The sequence below is a fragment of the Bacillus capparidis genome (genome assembly GCF_017832095.1).
GTDB classification, from domain to species: domain Bacteria; phylum Bacillota; class Bacilli; order Bacillales; family Bacillaceae; genus Bacillus; species Bacillus gobiensis.
Window position 1 is genome coordinate 350410 of sequence record NZ_JAFDST010000001.1, and the last position, 24101, is coordinate 374510.

26 protein-coding genes are annotated in these 24101 nt (G+C 41.6%); 19 read left to right on the plus strand and 7 right to left on the minus strand.

Features of this window, described 5'->3' with window-relative positions; all coding sequences use genetic code 11:
* Positions 1 to 99: 99 nt before the first annotated feature.
* Positions 100 to 897: an inositol monophosphatase family protein gene (locus tag JOC74_RS01755; protein WP_053602679.1), complete on the plus strand. Its 798-nt coding sequence runs from the start codon at positions 100 to 102 to the stop codon at positions 895 to 897.
* 124 nt (positions 898 to 1021) lie between these two features.
* On the opposite strand, the gene JOC74_RS01760 is transcribed toward JOC74_RS01755, so the two are convergent.
* Entirely contained in the window at positions 1022 to 1210 is a 189-nt protein-coding gene (locus JOC74_RS01760) for a YlaF family protein (RefSeq protein WP_053602680.1), read from the minus strand.
* A 110-nt stretch (positions 1211 to 1320) separates the two neighbouring features.
* Between JOC74_RS01760 and typA the strand changes: the two genes are divergently transcribed.
* A complete protein-coding gene (gene typA / locus JOC74_RS01765) occupies positions 1321 to 3159 on the plus strand; it encodes a translational GTPase TypA (protein ID WP_053602681.1) in 1839 nt (612 codons plus the stop codon).
* 126 nt (positions 3160 to 3285) lie between these two features.
* Positions 3286 to 3600 (plus strand): YlaH-like family protein, encoded by a 315-nt coding sequence (locus JOC74_RS01770; protein WP_053602682.1) that lies wholly within the window; start codon positions 3286 to 3288, stop codon positions 3598 to 3600.
* Between the two features lie 46 nt (positions 3601 to 3646).
* Here the strand turns inward: JOC74_RS01770 and JOC74_RS01775 are convergent, their stop codons facing one another.
* Positions 3647 to 3847 carry a YlaI family protein gene (locus JOC74_RS01775; RefSeq protein ID WP_053602683.1) on the minus strand — a complete coding sequence of 67 codons (201 nt, stop codon included), beginning with the start codon at positions 3845 to 3847 and terminating at the stop codon, positions 3647 to 3649.
* Positions 3848 to 3975: 128 nt separating this feature from the next.
* Positions 3976 to 4581: a YhcN/YlaJ family sporulation lipoprotein gene (locus tag JOC74_RS01780; RefSeq protein ID WP_053602684.1), complete on the minus strand. Its 606-nt coding sequence runs from the start codon at positions 4579 to 4581 to the stop codon at positions 3976 to 3978.
* Between the two features lie 155 nt (positions 4582 to 4736).
* Between JOC74_RS01780 and JOC74_RS01785 the strand changes: the two genes are divergently transcribed.
* Positions 4737 to 6065, plus strand: a complete 1329-nt coding sequence (locus JOC74_RS01785; protein WP_053605981.1) for a PhoH family protein — start codon at positions 4737 to 4739, stop codon at positions 6063 to 6065.
* A 47-nt stretch (positions 6066 to 6112) separates the two neighbouring features.
* Here JOC74_RS01785 and JOC74_RS01790 read toward each other — a convergent pair whose 3' ends face one another.
* Positions 6113 to 6583, minus strand: a complete 471-nt coding sequence (locus JOC74_RS01790) for a hypothetical protein (protein WP_053602685.1) — start codon at positions 6581 to 6583, stop codon at positions 6113 to 6115.
* 202 nt (positions 6584 to 6785) lie between these two features.
* Between JOC74_RS01790 and JOC74_RS01795 the strand changes: the two genes are divergently transcribed.
* The 3 genes from JOC74_RS01795 (at position 6786) to pyc (ending at position 12052) form a co-directional block, all read left to right on the plus strand.
* Positions 6786 to 7073: an Fpa/YlaN family protein gene (locus JOC74_RS01795; protein ID WP_053602686.1), complete on the plus strand. Its 288-nt coding sequence runs from the start codon at positions 6786 to 6788 to the stop codon at positions 7071 to 7073.
* A gap of 169 nt (positions 7074 to 7242) precedes the next feature.
* The gene (ftsW, locus tag JOC74_RS01800) at positions 7243 to 8466 is read left to right on the plus strand and encodes a putative lipid II flippase FtsW (RefSeq protein WP_053602687.1); all 1224 of its coding nucleotides are present in this window, start codon (positions 7243 to 7245) and stop codon (positions 8464 to 8466) included.
* A 142-nt stretch (positions 8467 to 8608) separates the two neighbouring features.
* Positions 8609 to 12052 carry a pyruvate carboxylase gene (gene pyc / locus JOC74_RS01805; RefSeq protein WP_053602688.1) on the plus strand — a complete coding sequence of 1148 codons (3444 nt, stop codon included), beginning with the start codon at positions 8609 to 8611 and terminating at the stop codon, positions 12050 to 12052.
* Between the two features lie 64 nt (positions 12053 to 12116).
* Here pyc and JOC74_RS01810 read toward each other — a convergent pair whose 3' ends face one another.
* Positions 12117 to 13016, minus strand: coding sequence for a COX15/CtaA family protein (locus JOC74_RS01810; RefSeq protein ID WP_053602689.1), 900 nt, complete (start codon positions 13014 to 13016; stop codon positions 12117 to 12119).
* Between the two features lie 380 nt (positions 13017 to 13396).
* On the opposite strand from JOC74_RS01810, the gene cyoE reads away from it, so the two are divergent.
* The 6 genes from cyoE to ctaG all read left to right on the plus strand — a co-directional run bounded on the left by cyoE (position 13397) and on the right by ctaG (position 19354).
* Complete coding sequence (gene cyoE, locus JOC74_RS01815) at positions 13397 to 14278, plus strand: heme o synthase (RefSeq protein ID WP_376773346.1); 882 nt, start codon at positions 13397 to 13399, stop codon at positions 14276 to 14278.
* Between the two features lie 227 nt (positions 14279 to 14505).
* Complete coding sequence (coxB, locus tag JOC74_RS01820; RefSeq protein WP_053602691.1) at positions 14506 to 15570, plus strand: cytochrome c oxidase subunit II; 1065 nt, start codon at positions 14506 to 14508, stop codon at positions 15568 to 15570.
* A 34-nt stretch (positions 15571 to 15604) separates the two neighbouring features.
* A complete protein-coding gene (ctaD, locus tag JOC74_RS01825) occupies positions 15605 to 17473 on the plus strand; it encodes a cytochrome c oxidase subunit I (RefSeq protein ID WP_053602692.1) in 1869 nt (622 codons plus the stop codon).
* Entirely contained in the window at positions 17473 to 18096 is a 624-nt protein-coding gene (gene ctaE, locus JOC74_RS01830) for a cytochrome c oxidase subunit III (protein ID WP_053602693.1), read from the plus strand. Before ctaD ends, ctaE begins: the two co-directional genes overlap by 1 nt.
* Before the next feature lies 1 nt (position 18097).
* Positions 18098 to 18427 (plus strand): cytochrome c oxidase subunit IVB, encoded by a 330-nt coding sequence (ctaF, locus tag JOC74_RS01835; protein WP_053602694.1) that lies wholly within the window; start codon positions 18098 to 18100, stop codon positions 18425 to 18427.
* 36 nt (positions 18428 to 18463) lie between these two features.
* Positions 18464 to 19354 (plus strand): cytochrome c oxidase assembly factor CtaG, encoded by an 891-nt coding sequence (ctaG, locus tag JOC74_RS01840; RefSeq protein ID WP_053602695.1) that lies wholly within the window; start codon positions 18464 to 18466, stop codon positions 19352 to 19354.
* Between the two features lie 30 nt (positions 19355 to 19384).
* On the opposite strand, the gene JOC74_RS01845 is transcribed toward ctaG, so the two are convergent.
* On the minus strand, positions 19385 to 19744 hold the full coding sequence (locus JOC74_RS01845) for a YugN family protein (RefSeq protein WP_053602696.1): 360 nt from the start codon (positions 19742 to 19744) through the stop codon (positions 19385 to 19387).
* A 198-nt stretch (positions 19745 to 19942) separates the two neighbouring features.
* Here JOC74_RS01845 and JOC74_RS01850 point away from each other — a divergent pair, with 198 nt between their 5' ends.
* The 6 genes from JOC74_RS01850 (at position 19943) to coaD (ending at position 22821) form a co-directional block, all read left to right on the plus strand.
* Complete coding sequence (locus JOC74_RS01850; protein WP_053602697.1) at positions 19943 to 20338, plus strand: YlbD family protein; 396 nt, start codon at positions 19943 to 19945, stop codon at positions 20336 to 20338.
* A gap of 14 nt (positions 20339 to 20352) precedes the next feature.
* Entirely contained in the window at positions 20353 to 20592 is a 240-nt protein-coding gene (locus JOC74_RS01855; RefSeq protein ID WP_053602698.1) for a YlbE-like family protein, read from the plus strand.
* Between the two features lie 95 nt (positions 20593 to 20687).
* On the plus strand, positions 20688 to 21137 hold the full coding sequence (ricF, locus tag JOC74_RS01860) for a regulatory iron-sulfur-containing complex subunit RicF (protein WP_053602699.1): 450 nt from the start codon (positions 20688 to 20690) through the stop codon (positions 21135 to 21137).
* A 78-nt stretch (positions 21138 to 21215) separates the two neighbouring features.
* Positions 21216 to 21488 (plus strand): YlbG family protein, encoded by a 273-nt coding sequence (locus JOC74_RS01865; protein ID WP_053602700.1) that lies wholly within the window; start codon positions 21216 to 21218, stop codon positions 21486 to 21488.
* A 287-nt stretch (positions 21489 to 21775) separates the two neighbouring features.
* On the plus strand, positions 21776 to 22339 hold the full coding sequence (rsmD, locus tag JOC74_RS01870; protein ID WP_053602701.1) for a 16S rRNA (guanine(966)-N(2))-methyltransferase RsmD: 564 nt from the start codon (positions 21776 to 21778) through the stop codon (positions 22337 to 22339).
* On the plus strand, positions 22336 to 22821 hold the full coding sequence (gene coaD / locus JOC74_RS01875) for a pantetheine-phosphate adenylyltransferase (RefSeq protein WP_053602702.1): 486 nt from the start codon (positions 22336 to 22338) through the stop codon (positions 22819 to 22821). Before rsmD ends, coaD begins: the two co-directional genes overlap by 4 nt.
* A 40-nt stretch (positions 22822 to 22861) precedes the next feature.
* On the opposite strand, the gene spoVV is transcribed toward coaD, so the two are convergent.
* Positions 22862 to 24073, minus strand: coding sequence for a dipicolinic acid transporter SpoVV (gene spoVV, locus JOC74_RS01880; protein WP_053602703.1), 1212 nt, complete (start codon positions 24071 to 24073; stop codon positions 22862 to 22864).
* Positions 24074 to 24101 lie beyond the last annotated feature (28 nt).

The window sequence follows — 24101 nt, forward strand, 5'->3', positions numbered from 1 at the left end:
TTTCCTTGCAGCGGGTAATATGTGTATCGCTTGCATCCTGGGAGGTTTTATCAGTATCCTTATGTAAAGGAAAACGTAACATAGAAAAGAGGAAATCTGATGACAAATTGGCCTGAGATCTACCAATATGCACAACAAGCGATCAAAGAAGCAGGACAAAGAGTAAGAAATGCATTAAATAATGAATTAAAAATTGAAACAAAATCAAATCCAAACGATTTAGTTACGAATATTGACAAAGAGACCGAACTTTTTTTTATTGAAAAGATTCGCAAGGATTTTTCAACCCACTCCATTTTAGGTGAAGAAGGACAAGGAGATGAGCTGCAATCACTTGAGGGCATTGTCTGGATAATCGATCCGATTGATGGAACGGTGAATTTTGTCCATCAAAATCGTAATTTTGCTATCTCGATCGGTATACTGGAGAATGGAAAAGGGAAAATTGGTTTGGTATATGATGTGATATCGGACGAGCTTTACCATGCTGCGAGCGGACAGGGAGCATATATGAATGATACTCCATTGGATCCGCTAAAGCCTGTGTCGGTTGAAGAAACAATACTCGGCATCAATGCGACATGGATTACTGAAAACAGGCGAATCGATCCCGAAGTGCTTGCTCCGTTGGTAAAAAGGGTAAGGGGGACAAGGTCATATGGCTCCGCTGCTCTTGAGCTCGCGTATGTGGCTGCAGGCAGAATGGATGCTTACGTGACAATGAGGCTCTCGCCGTGGGATTTTGCCGGAGGGTGCATATTGCTCGATGAGGTTGGCGGAATTTATACAACAGTTGATGGCGAGGCGTTAAATTTTTTAAGTACGAATAGTGTTCTTGCCGGAAACCCGGCAGTACACCGAACCATTCTTGAAGAATACTTGGCGGAGAAAAAATAAAAAAGCTTGGCATACGCCGAGCTTTTACCAAGCTGTAATGACCCCCAACAAGGGGTAGGCATAGGGCTAAGTTCAGGCGTGATGAAATTTTCTTTTCGAAAACTTCCGCTGAATGGGTCTAAAATCAGTCTAATTCTCCCCGCTGCCGCATTTTTCGTTTTAACGTAAACCCGAATCCCATGACGAAAAAGAGCAGAACCAGGCTTCCGATAATACCGAGAGAGCTTTTCAGCCCCACGGCGACTCCACACATCATCATGCTCATGACAGCTGCGAGCGCTAACAATAATAATTTCCATTTGATTTGCTTCATAAAACCATCCCTTTTGCTTTTATAAGATAAGTTTACATAAAAACGTACATCTTTTAAAGTAGAGATATGATATAATATCAAAGGCTATTTAAAAATTAGGAGATGAAAAAGTGAAACTTCGAAAAGATCTTCGCAATATCGCTATTATTGCTCACGTTGACCATGGGAAAACGACTCTGGTTGACCAGCTTTTGCATCAGGCAGGTACGTTCAGAGCGAATGAACAAGTTGCCGAACGTGCAATGGATTCCAATGACTTGGAACGTGAGCGCGGAATCACTATATTAGCGAAAAACACTGCGATTAATTATAAAGATACCCGTATTAATATTTTGGATACTCCAGGTCACGCGGACTTTGGAGGAGAAGTCGAACGGATCATGAAAATGGTGGATGGCGTCCTTTTAGTCGTGGATGCCTATGAAGGCTGTATGCCGCAAACCAGGTTTGTTCTTAAAAAAGCTCTTGAACAAAAATTAAATCCAATCGTAGTAGTCAATAAAATTGACCGTGACTTTGCAAGGCCCGAAGAAGTTGTCGATGAAGTCATCGATCTCTTTATTGAGCTGGATGCGACAGAAGAGCAGCTTGAATTTCCTGTCGTTTATGCTTCTGCTATAAACGGAACAGCAAGCACAGATCCGAAGCAGCAGGATGAAAACATGGAGTCATTATTTGAATCTATTGTTGAAAACATTCCTTGTCCGATCGACAATCAGGAAGAACCGCTGCAATTTCAAGTTGCATTGCTTGATTACAACGATTATGTCGGCCGAATCGGTATCGGACGTGTTTTTAGAGGGACGATGAAAGTCGGCCAGCAGGTTGCTTTAATGAAGCTTGACGGAACAGCCAAGCCATTTCGCGTGACTAAAATTTTTGGCTTCCAAGGCTTAAAGCGAGTAGAGATTGAAGAAGCAAAAGCAGGCGATTTAGTCGCGGTATCCGGTATGGAGGATATTAACGTAGGTGAAACGGTCTGCCCGATAGAGCATCAGGAGGCATTGCCGATTTTGCGGATTGACGAGCCTACGCTTCAAATGACATTCCTCGTGAATAACAGCCCGTTTGCAGGACGGGAAGGAAAATATGTTACGTCAAGAAAAATCGAAGAACGCCTGAATCAGCAGCTTCAGACAGATGTCAGCTTAAGAGTAGATCCGACATCTTCTCCAGATGCATGGATCGTTTCCGGAAGAGGAGAATTGCATTTATCGATCCTTATTGAAAACATGAGGCGAGAAGGTTATGAGCTTCAAGTTTCTAAGCCTGAGGTTATTGTTAAAGAAATTGATGGTGTTCGCTCGGAACCGGTGGAACGTGTACAAATTGATGTTCCTGAAGATTATACCGGTGCTGTTATGGAATCAATCGGGGCAAGAAAAGGCGAAATGAGTGATATGATTAATAACGGAAACGGCCAGGTTCGCCTTATTTTCCTCGTGCCATCCCGTGGTTTAATTGGATATTCAACGGAATTTTTATCGCTCACAAGAGGGTACGGCATACTGAACCATACGTTTGACAGCTACCAGCCGATGCAATCAGGCCAAGTCGGCGGACGCAGACAGGGCGTTTTGGTCAGTATGGAACACGGCAAAGCATCTGCCTATGCGATCCAAGGGATTGAAGATCGCGGAACAATTTTTGTGGAGCCCACAACAGAAGTATACGAAGGCATGATAGTCGGTGAACACAATCGTGAAAATGATTTAGTCGTAAACGTAACGAAAGTTAAACAACAGACGAATATTCGTTCCGCAACGAAAGAGCAAACCACCGGAATGAAAAAACCGAGAATTATGTCGCTTGAAGAGTCTTTGGAGTATTTAAATGACGATGAATATTGTGAAGTCACTCCGGAATCCATTCGGTTAAGGAAAAAAATTCTCGGGAAAAATGAGCGGGAAAAAGCAGCTAAAAAGAAAAAGCTCGCAGAAAAGTCCTAAGGTTGCAATGAACTAAGTTATCAGCATCTAACAACTTTTTTGGAATTGGAAGCTGTGAAGAAGGTCTTATTGCTTTACAACGGGTTAAATAAGTAAAAAGAGTTCCTAATTAGGGGAGGGGATCTTTTGCCGAATGAAGTAAGTGACCGATTATCTTTTTTCGCATCGCTTTATCAAGTGGATCAATTTCCGGAAACAGGCATGTGGTTATTGTATGTGACAATACTTGCATTGTCCGTCGTGGTATATAAGCTTGGCTTTGCAAAAAAGCTCCCGTTATTACAATCGGTTGTAATCTACACCTTTTTGGCAGGAGGCTGTACGGTCCTTACTTTTTTCGGCATCTTCCTTCCGGTTGGTGAAGGCTTAGTTGTTGCAGCGGGAATTTTAATTATCTATAAAGTCCGCTTGCGCCGCGCCCAAAAGGAGCAAGCATCTTAAAAAGCCGTATGCGTATTTTTACGCGTACGGCTTTTTCTTTTCTCAGCTATAACTGCCCTTTTTCTTCTCTGTCCTTATAAAGTGAGAAGCGGCCGGTGCTCAAACGTTCTTTCGTTTTATTTGTAATTCTGTCATGGCAATCCTGACATAAATATGTATGAATGGGCCGGTTGCGAAGGCGTTTGGCTACAGGGGATTCATCATTTATCAGTTCATTTTTATCACACAATGAACATTTGACTCTCATTAACTCACCTCTTTAGAAGAAGGTATTTCTCTTTAAAATTATATCATGTTTTGCCAAGTAATTCATTGATGGGCAAGCTACTGCACATGAAAAAAAGCTTATTTCCCCAATAAGCTTTATAAATTTCATTAATTATTTTTCGCTTTATTAGATTGATCGTTTTGTTCTTTATCAAGCTCTTGTTCTTGTTTGTTGTTCAGCTGATCGTTATTATCTTTTGTCGGTTCCTCTTCTTGATTGTCTATCATATCATTCGGCACTTCAGGAAGGACCCTGCCGACAATTGCCGCAAGCTCGTCCATAATTCCACTGACGGGACGGCCGGCTTGAATGTCTCTTGACATTTCCCGCAGCCTGGCGACCGTGTCTGGATCAGCAACAACCACTGCATTTGCTCCGTAGCGATCGTCCTTTAAACCTTGAGCTACAGTATATTTTACTGACTCGGCTTCGCTTCTTTCCAAATCATCCTTAACGTCAATTCCGACTACAGCATATGGCCCAAGCACAACAGCTGTTGCGTCTTTTACATCAGGCATGCTTTCTGTCACTTCTACAAGATGCTGCGCAATTGCCGCCCCGTTTTTACGGTCAGGCTGATCCGGAGAAGAATTTTCTACTTTGATGGGTTTTGAATCATCATCGCGGATCGATTCGTTTTCAACATTTGGCTGATAGCCGCAGGATGTCAGACAAAACAACGCGGAAAGTAAAAAATATAGTGAAAAACGCATGATATTATTTGCCTCCTTAAATTCCTTTCGTTATATTATTGTTGAGTTAACCTTCTATCTTTATTCAGGAAAACATATATTTTAGCATGGTTAATTCGCTTTTTAAGTTATGAGTGCCAGTATGAACCAGTCTATTGGAGCAGGAGGGAACAGACCTGAGTAAAATTTATGTGTTAGATACAAATGTGCTTTTGCAGGATCCAAATTCGATCTTTTCTTTTGAAGAAAATGAAGTAGTCATTCCAGCTGTTGTTCTAGAAGAAGTAGATTCGAAAAAGCGGTACATGGACGAAATTGGGAGGAATGCAAGACAAGTATCTAAAATGATCGACAATCTCAGATTGAATGGCAAACTTCATGAAGGAGTGCCCTTGGATAACAAGGGAACATTGAGAATCGAATTAAATCATCGGTCATTTCATCAGCTTCAAGCAATATTTGTTGAAAAAACAAACGACAATCGAATTCTGGCGGTTGCTAAAAATTTAAGCCTGGAAGAACAGACAAAGAAAGAAGGGCGCCCCGTTATTCTCGTCAGCAAGGATGTGCTTGTGAGAGTTAAGGCTGACGCTATTGGATTAATTGCTGAGGATTTCTTAAATGATCGTGTGGTAGATAATGATGAATTATATAAAGGATTTTCAGATTTTTACATAAACCCCGAACAATTAAACGTATTTTATGAAAAAAACGAGCTCCCGCTGAAAGAAATAAACAGCCCGCAATTATTTCCAAACCAATTTGTAATAATGAAGGACTCGCTTGGAAGTTCGGCATCCGCTGTGGGCATTGTAGATAAGGATGTAAATTCAATCAAGCGGCTCGTTTTTGACGGTGAGCATGTGTGGGGGATTAAACCAAGAAATGTGCAGCAAAAAATGGCGTTGGAACTTCTGCTTCGAAAGGATTTGCCGTTAGTTACGCTTATAGGGAAGGCAGGAACCGGGAAAACCCTGCTTGCTCTAGCTGCAGGACTGCTTCAAACAGAGGATCTTGGCCAGTTTAAGAAACTTCTTGTTGCCAGGCCGATTGTTCCTGTCGGCAAGGATATCGGTTATTTGCCGGGAGAAAAAGAAGAAAAGCTTAGACCTTGGATTCAGCCAATATTCGATAATCTTGAATATTTGTTTAACACTAAGAAACCAGGTGAACTTGATGCGATTCTGGCCGGAATGGGGTCGATACAGGTAGAAGCGCTTACCTATATCAGGGGCAGAAGCATCCCTGATCAAATGATTATCATTGATGAAGCGCAAAACCTGACAAAACATGAAGTGAAAACGATTTTGACTAGAGTCGGAGAAGGAAGCAAAATTGTTTTAATGGGAGATCCTGACCAAATTGACCATCCGTACCTCGATGCTCAAAATAATGGGTTAACCTATGTGGTTGAGAAGTTTAAAGACCAAAAAATATCAGGAAATGTGAAATTGATAAAAGGAGAGAGATCTGGCCTTGCCCGATTGGCAGCCGATTTGCTCTGATATATTGGAAAACCGGCTGCATTATTTTTTGCGGCCGGTTTTTGACTTTAAATGATAACGATTTCAGTAACGTTTGTAATTGGTTCTATCCCATCTGCAGAATAAACATGAATCGGTCCGCCTTTTCTAAGCGGTTTTCCGTTTTTGCAAAAGCAAAAGAGAAGCTTTCCCGCCTCTTCAAGCGAAAACGAATGTTTGCCGTCCACTGAATGAAAAATACACGTGGTCGCTGTAGGATTTGGCTCCGCATTGTTTAAAAAGGGTTCAAAATAAATCGCGAATGTTCCTTCCAGCATTTTTTGTTTTTTATATTTTTTTTCACTCTGAAGTGTAGGAGGCAAAATGTTTCCTTCGCGAATCTGTCTTTCCTGATCAATTGCCTCAATCTCAGAGTCTATTGCCGGTTTTTTAGTGACGAGATCCTGGTTGAATAAAAACTTGCGATCATCAAAGATCCAAACCCCTGGATCTAATGTAATCGCATACTTAATATTTCCCTTCATACTGATAACACTCAAGTAAACACTCCCCTTCTCACGTAAAATTATAATATCGATTCGGAAGATTGTCACATTGTCAGCCTGGATAATTCGTTTCTTTTTCAATAGAAATCAATCTCTGATAGGTTTCCTGAGCCACAAAAAATCTTGCAATTTTACGAGATAACCCTTATCATAAGGAGAAGGATAAAGGTAATCGTTCGGGAACGGAGGGATCAATTTGGTGTCGGAAATATTGGTTAATCATCAAGAAAAGGCACTTGCTCTGTTAAAGATTGATGCTGATAAAATATTAAAACTCATTCAAGTACAAATGGACAACTTAACAATGCCTCAGTGTCCTCTTTACGAAGAGGTTTTAGATACACAAATGTTTGGACTATCAAGAGAAATCGACTTTGCCGTCAGGCTCGGTCTTGTCGCTGAAGCTGAAGGAAAAGAGCTGCTTGGCAAACTGGAACGAGAGCTGTCAACATTGCACGAAGCATTTGTAAAAAATAATGGGTAAACTCAAACAAAAGTCATGTTTGGGTTTTTTTTTATTTCTGAACATTTTAATTTCATTAAAAATGTAGAGGATTCTTAGAGGAAATGAAGAAAGTGTAGTACAATAGGACGTATTGGCTACGATTAAAAAAATGTTTAGGTTCTACTTTTTCATAAGGATGAGGATTGCAATGCTGAAAAAAATGTTTAAATCGTTTGATTATCCGTTAATATTTGCGATTATACTGCTGTGCGGTTTTGGGCTGATCATGGTATATAGCTCCAGTATGATATCGGCTGTGTCGCGTTTTAACTTTGAGAGTGATTTTTTCTTTAAACGTCAGGCAATATTTCTTGCCGCCGGTTTTTTCCTGTTTACAATTATGGCGATATTTCCTTACAAAGCGCTTGCTAATAAGGCATTTCAAAAGTTTTTGCTGCTTGGATCGATCATGTTTTTATTTCTTTTGTTCGTTTTCGGCCACACAGCCGGCGGGGCAAAAAGCTGGTTTCAATTGTTTGGTTTTCAAGTGCAGCCGGGAGAATTTGTTAAGCTCTCGCTCATTATTTACTTGTCTTACGTGTACAGCAAAAAACAGTCATACATTGATCAGCTTGGTACAGGCATCGCCCCTCCGGCGATCGTAACAGTTGTGATTTGTACGCTTGTTGCGGTTCAACCCGATTTCGGTACAGCCGTAATTATCGGCACGATCGCAATGTCTATGATCCTTTGCTCAGGATTAAGCGGTAAAGGTCTGTTTAAGCTTGTCATGCTTAGTGGACTTGTCATTCTTCTTATTAGTCCGGTTATATTTTTTAACTTGGATAATATTTTAACCGGGTATCGGCTAAGCAGGATTGAAAGCTTTCAAAATCCGTTTCGCTATGCTGATTCGTCTGGACTTCAGGTCGTTAATTCCTATTTAGCGATTGGTTCTGGAGGATTGTTTGGTCTAGGTCTTGGAGAAAGTGTCCAAAAATATGGATTTCTTCCCGAAGCACATACAGACTTTATCATGGCAATCATTGCTGAGGAGCTTGGGATATTTGGCGTTCTATTTGTCATTTTTCTGCTTGCTTTTGTTGTTTTAAAAGGGTTTTATATCGCTAGAAAATGCCAGGATCCGTTTGGCAGCCTGCTCGCGATCGGAATTTCAAGCATGATCGCGATTCAATCTTTTATAAATCTGGGAGGAGTCTGCGGCCTGATTCCTGTTACCGGAGTCACGCTTCCCTTTATCAGCTACGGCGGCAGCTCGCTTTTGCTCCTTTTAATTAGTTCTGGTATTCTTGTTAATATCAGTATGTTTACGCAATACTTTGAGAAGAATAAGAAAAAGGCACCGATTCATAAGGAAATGATTGAAAAAAAACAATCAAGAGATCGATTTCGATATGAAAATGCACAATAATTATTTTTTTCGATCAAAAGTCCCTTATATGTCAAGGGACTTTTCTTGATCAGAAAATCTGCCATAATATGTTGTGTACAGAAAATCGATCTTCATTTAGAATAAAGTACATATCGAAATTGCTTCGCAAGGGGAGATGAAAATGTCACAACAAAAAATTAAAAAAGTATTAGTTGCAAACAGAGGCGAAATTGCCATCCGTGTATTTCGGGCTTGTACCGAGCTGAATATTCGGACAGTTGCCATTTATTCGAAAGAAGACTCCGGTTCTTATCATCGCTATAAGGCAGATGAGGCGTACCTGGTAGGTGAAGGAAAAAAACCGATCGATGCTTATCTTGATATAGAGGGAATTATCGAAATTGCCAAACGAAATCATGTCGATGCGATCCATCCTGGCTACGGTTTTTTATCTGAAAATGTCCAATTTGCTAGACGATGTGAGGAAGAGGGTATTAAATTTATTGGTCCTTCTTCAAGCCATTTGGATATGTTCGGTGATAAAGTAAAGGCCAGGACACAAGCTGAGAATGCCGGTATTCCTGTTATTCCAGGCAGCGACGGTCCTGTTGATTCAATTGATGATGTGTTGCAGTTTGCCGATTCACATGGTTATCCATTCATTATCAAAGCTTCCCTCGGAGGCGGCGGACGAGGTATGAGAATCGTCAGAACAAAAGAAGAGCTTGAAGAATCTTATGACAGAGCTAAATCCGAGGCAAAAGCCGCTTTTGGAAATGATGAGGTTTACGTAGAGAAGCTCATCGAAAATCCAAAGCATATTGAGGTTCAAGTCATCGGTGATGAAAAAGGTAACGTTGTCCATTTGTATGAACGTGACTGTTCTGTGCAGAGGCGGCACCAAAAAGTAATTGAGGTGGCTCCGAGTCTTTCGATTTCAGAAAATCTAAGAGATGAAATTTGCCAAGCAGCTGTGGACCTAGCGAAAAACGTAAATTATATCAATGCGGGTACTGTAGAGTTTTTAGTGTCAGGCGATAGCTTCTATTTCATTGAAGTGAATCCGCGAGTTCAAGTAGAGCATACAATTACAGAAATGATTACAGGTGTAGACATAGTGCAAACTCAAATTCTAGTGGCTGAAGGTTTAGAGTTGCATGGTAAGAGAATTGGCATTCCTGACCAAAGTAAAGTGTTTACTCATGGATACGCGATTCAATCAAGGGTAACAACAGAAGATCCGCTGAATGGGTTTATGCCGGATACAGGCAAAATTATGGCCTATCGATCCGGAGGAGGATTTGGAGTCCGGCTTGATACAGGAAACAGTTTTCAAGGAGCGGTTATTACACCGTACTATGATTCACTACTTGTAAAAGTATCCACGTGGGCACTGACCTTTGAACAAGCAGCGCAGAAGATGGTACGTAACTTAAAAGAGTTTCGTATCAGGGGAATCAAAACAAATATCCCGTTTCTTCAAAATGTTGTAAAACATGAAATGTTTTTGAGCGGACAATACGATACATCATTTATTGACATGACTCCAGAATTATTCGAATTCCCTGTTCAAAAAGACCGTGGAACGAAAATGCTGAACTATATTGGTAATGTTACTGTCAATGGTTTTCCCGGCATAGGCAAAGCCAAAAAACCGATGTTTGAAAAGCCAAAATTGCAAAAAACTTTGCAAAATGGCCAAATCATTGATGGCACGAAGCAAATCCTTGATCGCGAAGGTGCGGAAGGGCTTGTGAAGTGGATTAAAGATCAGCCTTCCGTGCTTTTAACTGATACCACTTTTAGAGATGCTCATCAATCTCTATTGGCTACCCGGGTAAGAACGAATGACCTGAAAAAAATTGCGGCACCGACAGCATCTGTGTGGCCAGAGCTTTTTAGTATGGAAATGTGGGGAGGAGCCACATTTGACGTTTCCTATCGGTTCTTAAAAGAAAATCCGTGGGATCGTTTAAGAGAATTACGCAAAGAAATTCCGAATACACTTTTCCAAATGCTTCTCAGGTCGTCTAACGCAGTTGGGTACAAAAACTACCCAGACAATGTGATTGAGCGCTTCGTATCTGAATCCGCACATGCAGGGATCGATGTATTCCGAATTTTTGACAGCTTGAACTGGGTAAAAGGCATGACGCTTGCAATTGATGCGGTGCGCAATACCGGGAAAATTGCGGAAGCGGCAATCTGCTACACCGGAGACATAATGGACCCTTCCAGGCCAAAATACAATTTGGATTATTACACGACATTAGCAAAAGAGCTTGAATCTGCAGGTGCTCATATTTTAGGAATCAAAGATATGGCAGGTCTCTTAAAGCCACAGGCTGCCTATGAGCTTGTGTCTGCCTTAAAACATACCGTCGATATCCCTGTGCATCTACATACGCACGATACGAGCGGAAATGGAGTTTTCACGTATTCTAAAGCGATTGAAGCGGGTGTTGATATCGTCGATGTCGCTGTCAGCTCAATGTCGGGTATGACTTCGCAGCCAAGTGCGACTTCTCTTTATTATGCGTTGGAAGGGACGGATCGCAAGCCGGAAATGAATGTACATGGAGTAGAATCTCTTTCTCAATATTGGGAAGCGGTACGAGGCTATTATCATGAGTTTGAAAGCGGCATGAATGCCCCGCACACTGAGGTCTATGAACATGAAATGCCTGGCGGCCAATACAGCAACCTTCAGCAGCAGGCAAAAGGAGTCGGCTTAGGTGACAAATGGAATGAAGTAAAAGCCATGTACAGAAAAGTGAACGACCTATTTGGTGACATCGTCAAGGTGACGCCATCATCAAAGGTAGTTGGAGATATGGCCCTCTACATGGTACAAAATAAATTAACAGAAGAAGATATATTCACTCGCGGAGAATCTTTGGACTTTCCAGACTCTGTCGTTGAATTGTTTCAAGGATATCTTGGCCAGCCGTATCAAGGCTTTCCGGAAAAACTGCAATCCATTATTCTAAAGGGTAAGAAGTCAATAACGGTTCGTCCAGGCGAATTGATGGAAGATGTATCCTTTGATGAACTAAAACAAGAAATTCAAGAGAAACACGGAATCGAACCGTCAGAGCAGGATGTTATTGCTTATTCGCTTTATCCGAAAGTATTCTCTGAGTATTTACAAGCCGTTGAAAAATTCGGCGACATTTCAGTACTTGACACTCCAACATTTCTCTACGGCATGACACTTGGTGAGGAAATTGAAGTCGAGATTGAAAAAGGTAAAACTTTGATTGTCAAGCTGGTTAGTATTGGAGAACCTCAGGCGGATGGAACGAGAGTCATTTATTTTGAATTCAACGGACAGCCGCGTGAGATTGTGATTAGAGATGAAAGCATTAAATCATCCATCAAGGAAAAAGTGAAAGCTGACAGATCAAATCCGAGTCATATCGCCGCATCGATGCCTGGTACGGTCATTAAGCTTCTCGTGAAAGAAGGAGAACGAGTTGAAAAAGGCGCACACCTAATGATTAACGAAGCAATGAAGATGGAAACAACCGTTCAAGCTCCATTTGACGGGGTTGTCAAAGAAATCCTGATTAAAAATGGTGATCCGATTGAGACGGGAGATTTATTGGTAGTTGTAGAAAAATAACAAATAAGTGCGTTTCCTCAAAAAAAGGTATGCCTGAAAGTGACAGGCATACCTTTTTCTATACTTAAATATTTGACGGCCTAGTGAGAAGGAGAATAAAATAACACAGTACTCCAAAGATGCAGGCAATAATAAATCCGTGTGCCAGCGCAAATACGAGACTCATGCCTGTTAAGACAACTAGTGCGCCGCTTAATGCTTGCAGACAAACAAGAATGAACGCGAGTATCCAGCCCCAATACATGATTGAATTGCGTTTATAGCTTTTTATCGCATGAATCATTGCAGCCAGAATCCAAACAAAAAGCAACACAGCGACTGTACGATGACCCATTTGGACCCATTCGTTGAATTGAGATGGAAGCCCGTTGTTCGCCCTGCTGCAAAAGGGCACCTGCGGACAGGCAAGGCTTGACTTTGTGTGCCGGACATAGGCTCCTGTATAAACGACAATGTAGGAATAAATCGTTATACCGATAATATGGAATTTCATCAATCTTCCGATCGATAATGCCTGTTCGCTTCCTGTTTGATCATTTTCAAATATGAGAAATGTCAATAGGAGGACAGACGCAAACGAAACCAAAGAGATTCCAAAATGCAGAGCCATAATGAGCGGTTGGGATCCAAATACCACTGCGAGTGCTCCAAGCGCAGCTTGAAGAAATAAAAACACAATGGACGTGATTCCTAAAAACTTCGTTTCTCTTTTATGGCGTAGCTTTATCCATGTCCATATAACGAGAGACAGGACAACGATTATAGATATCCCGCTTGCCATCCGATGGCTCCATTCAATAATGGACTCAGGATTTAGAGCAGGCAAAAACCTTCCATTACATAATGGCCACTCGCTTCCGCAGCCCTTTCCTGATCCTGTTTTTGTAACCAGTGCTCCACCGATCAAAACGAGCAGCATAACAAAGGTTGTGAATATACCTAAGCTTTTTAACGCGCGATTCATTTCATCACCTATTTCTATATACATAAAGAGTAGTTGTTCGATTCCCGCTTTCAAGTGTAAGCAAATATATGAACGATGACAATTCAAAAGCTTGTTTGTTCACAAAATTACTATATTTACAGCTTGCACAATGAGATACGGTTTGATAAAAATAAGAGGAGAGTGCTGAACTAAGTAAGGGGAACGAAGTAAGCCAAAATTCATAAAAAGTTCACAACTAATTGAGTAATATGAAATGGAATGTTTTTTTCATACTTTTAATCCTGTAAGATAGAGTTGAAGATATTTTCGTATCCTGCTCTTTATAATGAATGGGAAAAAGAAAGAGTAAGGGAGGTTAAAATAAATTGGCTGATACTAGAGTTGCAAACGATACAGCTATGGATAGACAAATTCAAACGACTGCTTGGCAGGATTTCCTTTCCCTTATTAAGATCGGGATCGTCAATTCCAATCTTATTACGACGTTTACCGGTATGTGGCTTGCTTTTTATTTTTCCGGAACAAGTTTTCTGGGGAATTTAGATATTGTACTCTTTACATTGCTTGGTTCATCCTTGATTATTGCAGGATCGTGCGTTATTAACAATTATTATGACAGGGATATCGATCAACTGATGGAGAGAACAAAGGTCCGCCCGACTGTTACAGGGAAAATTCAGCCCGGCCACGCGTTAGGCTTTGGCATTATGCTTGTCGCATTCGGAATCATAATGCTGCTTATGACAACAATATCTGCTGCGATTATTGGTTTGATCGGCGTTATTACGTATGTTGTACTTTACACGATGTGGTCAAAACGCAATTACACGATCAATACGATTATCGGCAGCGTTTCCGGTGCCGTACCGCCTTTAATCGGCTGGACAGCTGTTGAAGGTACAATTGGTACTGTAGCCTGGGTATTGTTCTTATTAATGTTTATTTGGCAGATTCCGCATTTTTTAGCACTTGCCATTAAGAAAACAGAAGATTACCGAGCTGCAAATATACCAATGCTTCCAGTGGTCTATGGCTTTGAAGTGACAAAAAGGCAAATTATTGTCTGGGTCGCTTGTCTATTGCCTCTTCCATTCTTTTTAAGTGAATTGGGAATGGGCTTTGTTATTCTGGCAACTGCGCTAAATTTGGGCTGGCTGATATTAGGCTTATATGGATTCAAAATGAAAGATATTATGAAGTGGTCAACTTTAATGTTTGTCTATTCTCTGAATTACTTGACAATCATATTTGTCGCTATGGTTATTTTCACCCTTTTTTAAACCTGAATAAGAGCTGCCGCGGAAAGTCGCCTAATCCAAATATTGGCGGCTTTCCCTTCATACATAGATATCTTATTATTAAAAAAATTAGAAATGTAAGTGCTTACCCACCCATAAACCCTGCTGATTGAAGCTTCACTTTAATATAAGGGTATGATTAAATGAAAGGAGAAGGGGCTTGATTCAAACATTTCAAAGGGAGAATTGAACAAAGGGGATGAGATGAAATGTGGAAAACATGGCGTCTGCTGTCATTGCTACTATTGGTGACGCTTACATTAAGCGGATGCGGGGAACCGTTCGTATCCACCCTGCGCCCGGCCGGGGAAGTAGCGGAGGATCAGTTTTATCTAATGGTTCTCAGTACGTTCATCATGGTCGTTGTTGTCATTGTCGTAATGGCTATTTTTACTTATGTGCTAGTGAAGTTTCGTAGGAAAAAATCAGGGGATGAAGCCCTGCCGAAACAAGTAGAAGGAAATAAAAAACTTGAAATTCTGTGGACCGTTATTCCGATTATTTTGCTGCTTATTTTAGGAGTGCCTACTGTCACGCATGTTTTTGGCCAGGCCGATACGAAAGTGATGGATAAAGAAAAACGGAATCCGGAAGATGCTTTGGTAGTCAATGTGAGAGCAAATCTCTATTGGTGGGAATTCGAATATCCGGATTACGGAATAGTGACAAGCCAGGAGCTAATCGTGCCAACTGATGAAAAGGTTTATTTTCAGTTGAAGGCTTCCGATGTGAAGCATTCGTTTTGGATTCCTTCTGCTGGAGGGAAAATGGATACGAACACAGAAAACGAAAATCGTTTCTTTCTAATGTTTGATTCAAAGAAAAGTGCCGAAGCGGGTGAATATTTTTATGGAAAATGCGCGGAGCTCTGCGGTCCTTCTCATGCTCTAATGGACTTTAAGGTGAAGCCGATGCCAAAGAAAGAATTTCAAGATTGGGTTAAGTCGATGGAAAACTATGAACAAAGCACAGCCTCAGCAACAGCCGGGCAGGGGAAGGAGCTCTTTAAAGAAAAAAATTGCTTAAGCTGTCATGCGGTTACACCAAAGGATGAACGGCCGGAACAGGCACGTACAGGGCCAAATCTCGCGACGTTCGGCGAACGATCAAAGATTGCAGGGGTAAAGGATTTTAATGATGAAAATTTGCATGCGTGGATTAAGGATCCGGAAAGCATTAAGCCAGGCAACAAAATGACTGGATCATACGGAGAATTAAAAGACGACGAAATTCAAGCACTTGCAGAGTATTTAAAGGGGCTAAAGACGGAGTAACCAGTTCTTTTTGGGAAACAAAGGGGGATGCAATGTGAGTACGATTGCTAAAAATCGAGGTTTTGGAGCCGTGCTGTGGGATTACTTGACAACGGTCGATCACAAAAAAATTGCCGTGCTTTACTTAGTATGCGGAGGGTTTTTCTTCATTATCGGCGGATTGGAAGCCATGTTTATACGTATCCAGCTGTCGCTGCCTGAAAATGATTTTGTCAGTGCAGGACTATATAACGAGATCATGACTATGCATGGAACGACGATGATTTTTTTAGCAGCGATGCCGCTATTATTCGCTTTTATGAATGCCGTGGTTCCGCTGCAAATCGGCGCGAGGGACGTAGCGTTTCCGTTTCTTAATTCGCTTGGCTTTTGGCTATTCTTTTTCGGGGGAATTTTTCTTAATCTGAGCTGGTTTTTAGGAGGAGCGCCTGATGCAGGTTGGACATCGTATGCATCAGTAAGTCTTGAGTCTCCTGGACACGGCATCGACTTTTATGTTCTCGGGCTGCAAATATCCGGGATTGGGACGCTGATTGCAGGGATAAATTTTTTGGTGACAATCATCAATATGAGAGCGCCTGGAATGACATATATGAGACTGCCGCTATTTACATGGACGACGTTTGTCGCATCCGCTCTCATCTTATTTGCCTTCCCCCCGCTTACAGTGGCACTTGCGTTGATGATGTTTGACAGGCTTTTTGATACCGCCTTTTTCGTTCCGAGACTAGGAGGGAATACGGTCATTTGGGAGCATCTTTTCTGGATATTCGGTCACCCGGAGGTTTATATCTTAATCCTGCCGGCATTTGGAATTTTTTCCGAGGTGCTGCCAGTTTTCTCCCGGAAACGGCTGTTTGGCTATTCATCGATGGTATTTGCTATCGTTTTAATCGGTTTCTTGGGATTCATGGTATGGGCCCACCACATGTTTACGAGCGGTCTCGGGCCGATTGCAAACGCCGTATTTGCCATTGCCACGATGGCGATTGCTGTACCGACAGGCATAAAGGTATTCAACTGGCTCTTGACTATTTGGGGAGGGAGCATCAGGTTCACTACCCCGATGTTATGGTCGATCGCTTTTATCCCCACCTTCGTAATGGGTGGAGTTACCGGGGTGATGCTTGCTGCGGCAACAGCCGATTACCAGTATCATGATACCTATTTTGTTGTTGCCCACTTTCATTACGTGATTGTCGGCGGCGTTATTTTCGGACTTTTTGCGGGCTTGCATTATTGGTGGCCGAAAATGTTTGGCAGGATGCTGAATGATTTTTTGGGGAAAATCACTTTCGTATTATTTTTTACGGGATTTCATTTGACGTTTTTCATTCAGCATTTTCTTGGTCTGTGGGGAATGCAGCGCCGCGTGTTTACCTTTCTTCCTGGGCAAGGGTTTGAAACGGCTAATCTCGTTAGTACGACAGGAGCCTTTTTAATGGCTGCGGGAACGATTGTATTGTTCTATAACATTATCATCACAACAATGAGAGGCGCAAAAGCAGGCAATGATCCTTGGGAAGACGGAAGGACACTGGAATGGGCAATTTCTTCACCGGCTCCGGAATATAATTTTAAACAGCTGCCGCTGGTCAAAGGGCTGGATCCGCTTTGGGTTGAAAAAAGGAAGGGCAATCCCGGATTGTCTCCGGCAGAGCCAGTAGGGGATATTCATATGCCGAACCGTTCCATATTTCCATTCATCATGTCGTTTGGGCTGTTTGTTTCTGCCTTTGGGTTTATGTATCGCAGCGAAGTCAGCTGGGGATTGCCGGTCATCTTAATCGGCCTTGCAATTACCTTCTTGTGTATGCTTCTTCGTTCGGTTCTTGACGATCACGGATACCACATTCACAAAGAAGACCTGGCTGATGACGATGACAAAGGGGTGAAGATTTAATGAATGCCGAAGGAAAAATGACTGCTGAGACCTTTCCTGCTTCGCCTGAAAAAGCTACACTTGAGGGAAAAAATAAGTTTTTGGGGTTTTGGTTATTTTTAGGCGGAGAAACGGTCCTGTTTGCCTCGCTTTTTGCTACCTTTCTTGCATTAAGAGGCTCTAATATGGGGGATAAGACAATGGCAGAGATGTTCGACCTGTCTCTTGTTTTTCTCGCAACGATGCTGCTTTTAACAAGCAGTCTGACAAGCGTTTACGCGATGTATCATATGAAAAATTTTGCATTCAAAAAGATGCAGCTTTGGCTGTTTGTCACCGTGTTGTTGGGAGCAGGATTTCTAGCATTGGAAATTTATGAATTTACTCATTATACTCATGAATACCATTTTACAATCAAAAGCTCTGCCATGGGGTCAGCCTTTTATGTTCTGGTGGGCACCCATGGGGCCCACGTGACATTCGGGCTTGCATGGATTGCTCTTTTAATGGCAAGAAATTGGCAGCGCGGCTTGAATCTCTATAATGCCCCGAAGTTTTATGTTGCGAGCCTTTACTGGCATTTTATTGACGTCGTCTGGGTCTTTATCTTTACTGTCGTATACTTAATGGGGATGGTGGGATAAGATGGAATCAAACCATAATAAAACAATACCGAAAGCGGATCTTGCTTACCGGAAAAAGAAAAATGCCGAGGAGATGAAACATCAGGTTATTTCATTCGGATTAATGATCGGACTGACGGTCGTTGCTTTTTTAACCGTTGGATCAGACGTCGGTCCGTGGTTTACAATACCCTTTCTGCTTTTGATGGCAGTAATCCAAGTTGTTTTTCAATTATATTATTTCATGCATATGAGTCAAAAAGGACATGAAGCACCTTCTTTATTTTTCTATGCGGGGGTGCTCGTCGCCTCTATTACGATTCTTGCATTTGTTACGATTATTTGGTGGTAAGGGGCGGTTTTTACAAAATGAGAGGAGGCAGCCTGAGTGGGTAATTTAGAGATTTTTGGGTTCCGCGCTCTTTGGAGTCCGTATTTAGCGACCATGATCGTTTTATTTATTGTTGCATACTTCCTTTTGCTGAGGCGCTTGCCTGAAAATCAAACTGCTACTCGCCTGCAAAACATTCTTTTTGTATCTGCCATGGTCTTGTTTTATGTGACGAATGGAAGCCCGTTGGATTTATTGAGCCACATCGTTTTTAGTGCCCATATGCTGCAAATGGCAGTTCTTTATCTGCTAATTCCGCCGCTTATTATTTTAGGGATTCCTGCAATGGCCTGGGAAAAAGTGATGCGTTTGCCTGTTATTCGAACTCTCTTTCGTTTCTTTTCAAGGCCGCTCATACCGTTGCTTTTATTTAATGGTTTTTTTTCACTCTATCATCTTCCATTTCTCTTTGATACGGCTAAAACGAATGAAGCCTATCATTTTACGGCAACGGTTTTGATTTTTGTCACGGCATTTTTTATGTGGTGGCCGCTCGTAACAAAAGCAGTAAACAAGAAACAGCTTAACGGGTTAACAAAACTTGGGTATATTATGGCAAATGGAATATTGTTGACTCCGGCATGCGCACTCATCATGTTTAGCGACGCACCGTTGTATCATACGTATACGGACTCCGCTGCATGGGCTGAGGCGCTAAAGCTGTGTGTACCGCCAGATATGCTGCAGGGCATCACACTTAGCGGGCCTGAAATGTTCAATACCCTTCCGCCGCTAGAGGACCAGCGGCTTGGAGCAATTGTCATGAAAGTTTTTCAAGAAATCATTCTTGGCACCTTTTTAGCTATTGTTTTCTTCGATTGGGTGAAGAAAGAACGTGAAAAAGACCGGGCGGAGCAAGAATATCCTGCACATACTCTTCATTCATAACGAAAAAGTACAGCATAGGGCTGTACTTTTTCACACTTGAAGGGGATCCAGCTTTTCCTTCACACGTTTAAGAATGTTTTCGCTCGCTTGCTTTACCTGTATCGGGAACTCTTCGTCTTCGCCATATTCTACTCCGTGAGGATAATAATGCTTACCAAGGAGGGGTGTGATTAACTTTATGACAGCATGCCTGCCTCCGACGTCACCTTCGATCGCATACCCCATAATTCTTAAATAAAATGTGCCTTCAACCATTGAGAATTTTCTATCATAGGTTATTCTTTCATAATCCCAGTGCTCAGCTTTAACCAAGCCCTCTGTTTCCATGATATCATCCAGCCTCGCCAGTTCGATCGTCATGCCATCAATCCCGAATTCTTGTAATTTCACCGTATTTCCTCCCCATGTTTAGAATCTCCCTTTCACCAATTATCATATTATGAAAGCGTTTAACATGCAATGGAAGGAAATCAATCGAAGAGCAGGGGAAGACTTAGTGCGTTGTTTTGGTTGGGGAAAATGGGCGAACGCATTGCTTTATCACTGGGTAAACTATAACAGAAGATCGGAAAGCAGGGGGAAAAGACAGTGAGTGAAAAGATCCAAACAAAGCTAAGCGAATTTAAACAATTTGTCAAACGGCATCCTAAGCTGATATCCGAGGTTCGCAAGGAGAATAAAGGTTGGCAGGAAATTTATGAAAGCTGGGTTTTACTAGGTGAAGATGATAATACGTGGGTTAAATATAAGGATGCAGATGCAGCTAAAGGAGAAAAGTCTGCAGAAAGCGATAAAAATGACTTTTTGTCAAAAATGGTGATGGCGATAAAGAATATGGATTCTGATCAAATGAATGAGCAAATTTATAAAATGAGCCAGTCCATCTCATCACTCCAAGGTCTGATCAATCAGTTTGGGAGTGGTTCAAAGCAGGAAGGTTCAGGCAACGGAAGCAAACATCCTTTTTCTTTTCGTAAAGATTAATTAAGGAGTCTACTATGAGAAAAGACGTCCAAGAATATATAATGTCAGATAAAGAACGAAGAAGATTTATCCGAGAGCAGCCTTATTGGTACAGGTATTTATCGCGCAATCCTGGCGATCTGCCGTCTTTTCAGCTGGCCATGATGAATTATTACGAAAAAACGATCCCTCACCGGGTAAATCAGTTTTCGAACGGAATTCAGATGGCGCAAATGATGATTCAAATGTTTCATTCTATGCGACAACAGGATTAAACAGAGCGCTAAGAATGCGCTCTGTTTGCTGCTTAAATTTGTATATTTTTCAAGCGGGCTTTTTTCTGGTAAACTAAGCAGTGGAGGTGCATAAGATGTATGCGACTTTAGAATCACTGCAAATTCAAAGCGAAGCCAATCATTTGTCAAACATGATTCTTTCGTCAGAAATAGCCGAAGAATATAGAATTTGCCAGGCGCGGCTCCGGCAAGATCAAGAAGTGCAAAAGCTTATCTCTGATTTTGCAAAAATAAAAGAGCAATACGAGGATGTACAGAGGTTTGGGAAGTACCATCCTGAATATAGAGAAATATCGAAGAAAATGCGGGATGTTAAGCGGGAGTTGGATCTGAATGACGCCGTTGCTGCATTTAAAAAGGCAGAGACGGAGCTGCAAGCCGTTCTTGATGAAATCAGTATCGAAATTGGCCAAGCAGTGTCAGAGCATGTGAAAGTGCCGACTGGCAATCCGTATTTCGACAGCTTATCTTCATGCGGCGGCGGTTGTGGATCAGGAGGAAGCTGCGGCTGTAAAGTATCTTAATCCGAGACGCTTTTTGTCTCGGTTTTGTTACGAACAAATTCATACATAATCGTAAATTCGTGTAAAGCAGGTGAGGAAATGCGTGAAAAACGCCAAGGGCTTGTCGTTTGGCTTCATACGGTAAAGCATGCAAAAAGCTTGAGAAAATTCGGGAATGTCCATTATGTATCGAAGCGGTTAAAATATGCGATTCTGTACTGTGATACAGATGAGCTGCAAAAAATTATGACAAAGCTGGAATCCTTTTCATTCGTGAAAAAAATGGAGCCGTCCTATAAACCTTATCTAAAGCTTGAATTCGAAACGAAGCAGGATAAAGCTAAAGAGTATGATTATAAAACAAGCGTCTAGCGAAAAACAAAAAAATCCCCGCAAGAAACTTGCGGGGGTCCTTCTATTCCTTACATACATAAGGAGAAGGCAAAGGGAGAGGAGAAACCGGAGGAAGAACTTATGGGGAAACGTAAGTCTTCTCCGCGGTTGGCAACAACATCACATCAGATGTTGTTATAAAAAGTATTTCCAGGAATAGATCAGGTTATACATAAAAACATATCTTACACAGAAAATTCGCTTCATTGTCCGAAAGTGAATGAGTATGGTAAGATAACATAAAAAATCAAAGATGGAGTTTTTTAATGAGAGTTATAGCAGGATCACTGAAAGGGCGTTCGTTAAAAGCTGTGCCGGGAATGTCAACCAGACCGACAACCGATAAAGTAAAAGAGAGCATCTTTAACATGATTGGACCTTTTTTCAATGGAGGAACAGCTCTTGATTTATTTGCTGGAAGCGGAGGTCTTGGAATTGAGGCAATTTCACGGGGATTTGAACGCTGTATTTTTGTTGATCGGGAGTATAAAGCCATACAGACCATTAAAACGAATGTGTCACAATTTAATATTCAAGACCGAGCCGAGATTTTTCGCAACGATGCCACCCGGGCACTGCAAGTACTTGCAAAGAAAGAATCTGTATTTGATGGGATATTTCTTGATCCTCCGTATAAAGCACAAAAATTGGAAGCGCTCTTATTAATCATTGACAAACACAACCTTTTATCAGCAGAAGGGTTTATTGTTGCAGAGCATGCGAAGGAAGTGTCGCTATCTCATACAATCGGAAACCTGCAGCAGGTAAGAAATGAAGCCTACGGGGTAACCGGAGTCAGCATATACAAAAAGGAGAGGGAGCCAGAATGAACAGAGTTGCCGTATGCCCCGGAAGTTTTGATCCTGTAACATACGGGCATTTGGATATTATCAAACGAGGGGCAAAGGTTTTTGATCATGTCTACATATGTGTTCTGAATAATTCAACAAAAAAACCGCTTTTTTCAGTAGAAGAAAGATGCGAGCTGCTGCGGGAAGTAACCTCCGATTTATCAAATATAAGCATTGAATCCAATAACGGTCTTTTAATCGATTATGCGAAAAGCAAACAAGCGAATGTGATTTTGCGAGGGCTGAGGGCAGTATCGGATTTTGAATACGAAATGCAAATTACGTCAATGAACCGATTTTTAGAAGAAAATATTGAAACCTTTTTTATGATGACAAACAATCAGTATTCGTTTTTAAGCTCAAGCATTGTAAAAGAAGTAGCAAAATACAAAGGGGCTGTTTCAGGGCTCGTTCCTGAAATAGTTGTACAAGCGTTAACGAAAAAATTTGAAGATGAATAAATTAGGCTGCACAAATATTTTTGTGCAGTCTTTTTTTAGATTACCGCTTCGAATCTCTCGAAGGAGAGGACATCAAAAAAGCGCTGATAAACAGAATTACAATTGTAATGATTGGCCCAAATGAAACTAACTTTTCCCAAACGCTGACGAAAAATAAATCATTTGTAGGTGCATCGTTGGAAAAAACGGGAGCGCTCGGGGAAGAAAAGGACGTATATAGCGGCTTCCAAAGCAGTGCAGCAAGGATTGAGGCATAAAAGGCTTGTAGAATACGCGCCAAAAAATAAGGTTTAAATGCAATATCCGTTTCTGCTAAAATACCGGCAACCTGAGCCTGCACGGAAAAGCCCCCGAACCCCAGAATAAAACTGACGATGATTGCTTTTTGCAGCATATTTGCTTCTGTCACGCTAACGGATCTGCTTCCCGTCGTAATTTCAAAGAATCCTGATAATAGCGGAATGCTTAGCTCAGTAGAGATATGAAAGAAGGCAAGAATAGATTGAGTGAAAACTGCCAATGCTTGGAGAATGTGGAATTCTGAAAGCATTCGGTTTAAAACGGAAAAAATAATGATAAAGCCGCCGATCATGAGCAGCGTTTGGACTGATGACACGATCGCTTCACTTAATATTTTTCCAAATGGCCTCGTTTCCTTCATTCGTTTCACGTGCATTTTTTCTAAAGCCAATGAGATAGAAGGTAACATTGCTCTACGCTCCATCTTACTGTTTGACTCTTTTTTGCCGTAAAACCTCATCGTAAAACCTACAGCAAGATTGCTGATGTAATGGGCGGCAGCTAAAACTACACCCAATGCAGGATGCTGGAAAAATCCAACTGAAATCGCACCGAATATAAAAAGAGGGTTTGAAGAATTCGTAAAACTAACGAGCCTCTCCGCCTCCGTCTTTGTAAGCTGATTTTCTTTTCTCAGCCTGGATGTCAGCTTAGCTCCTGATGGAAAACCTGAAGCCATCCCCATGGCAAGTACAAAGGCACCGGCGCCGGGAACCCGAAAAACAGGCCGCATAAACGGTTCAAGCAATACCCCGACAAAGCTCACAACGCCAAAGCAGATAAGGAGTTCAGACAAAATGAAAAAAGGCAAGAGCGATGGGAAAACAATTTCCCACCACATGCCGAGCCCCGCTGCGGAAGCTTCAAATGACTCCTTAGGGTTAATAATGACAGCAAATGTGAGAAAAATAAGGATGGAGGAGATAAGAATTGTAAATTTTTTTGTTTTCATTATTATCCTCCCGATTTCTAAAAAAATT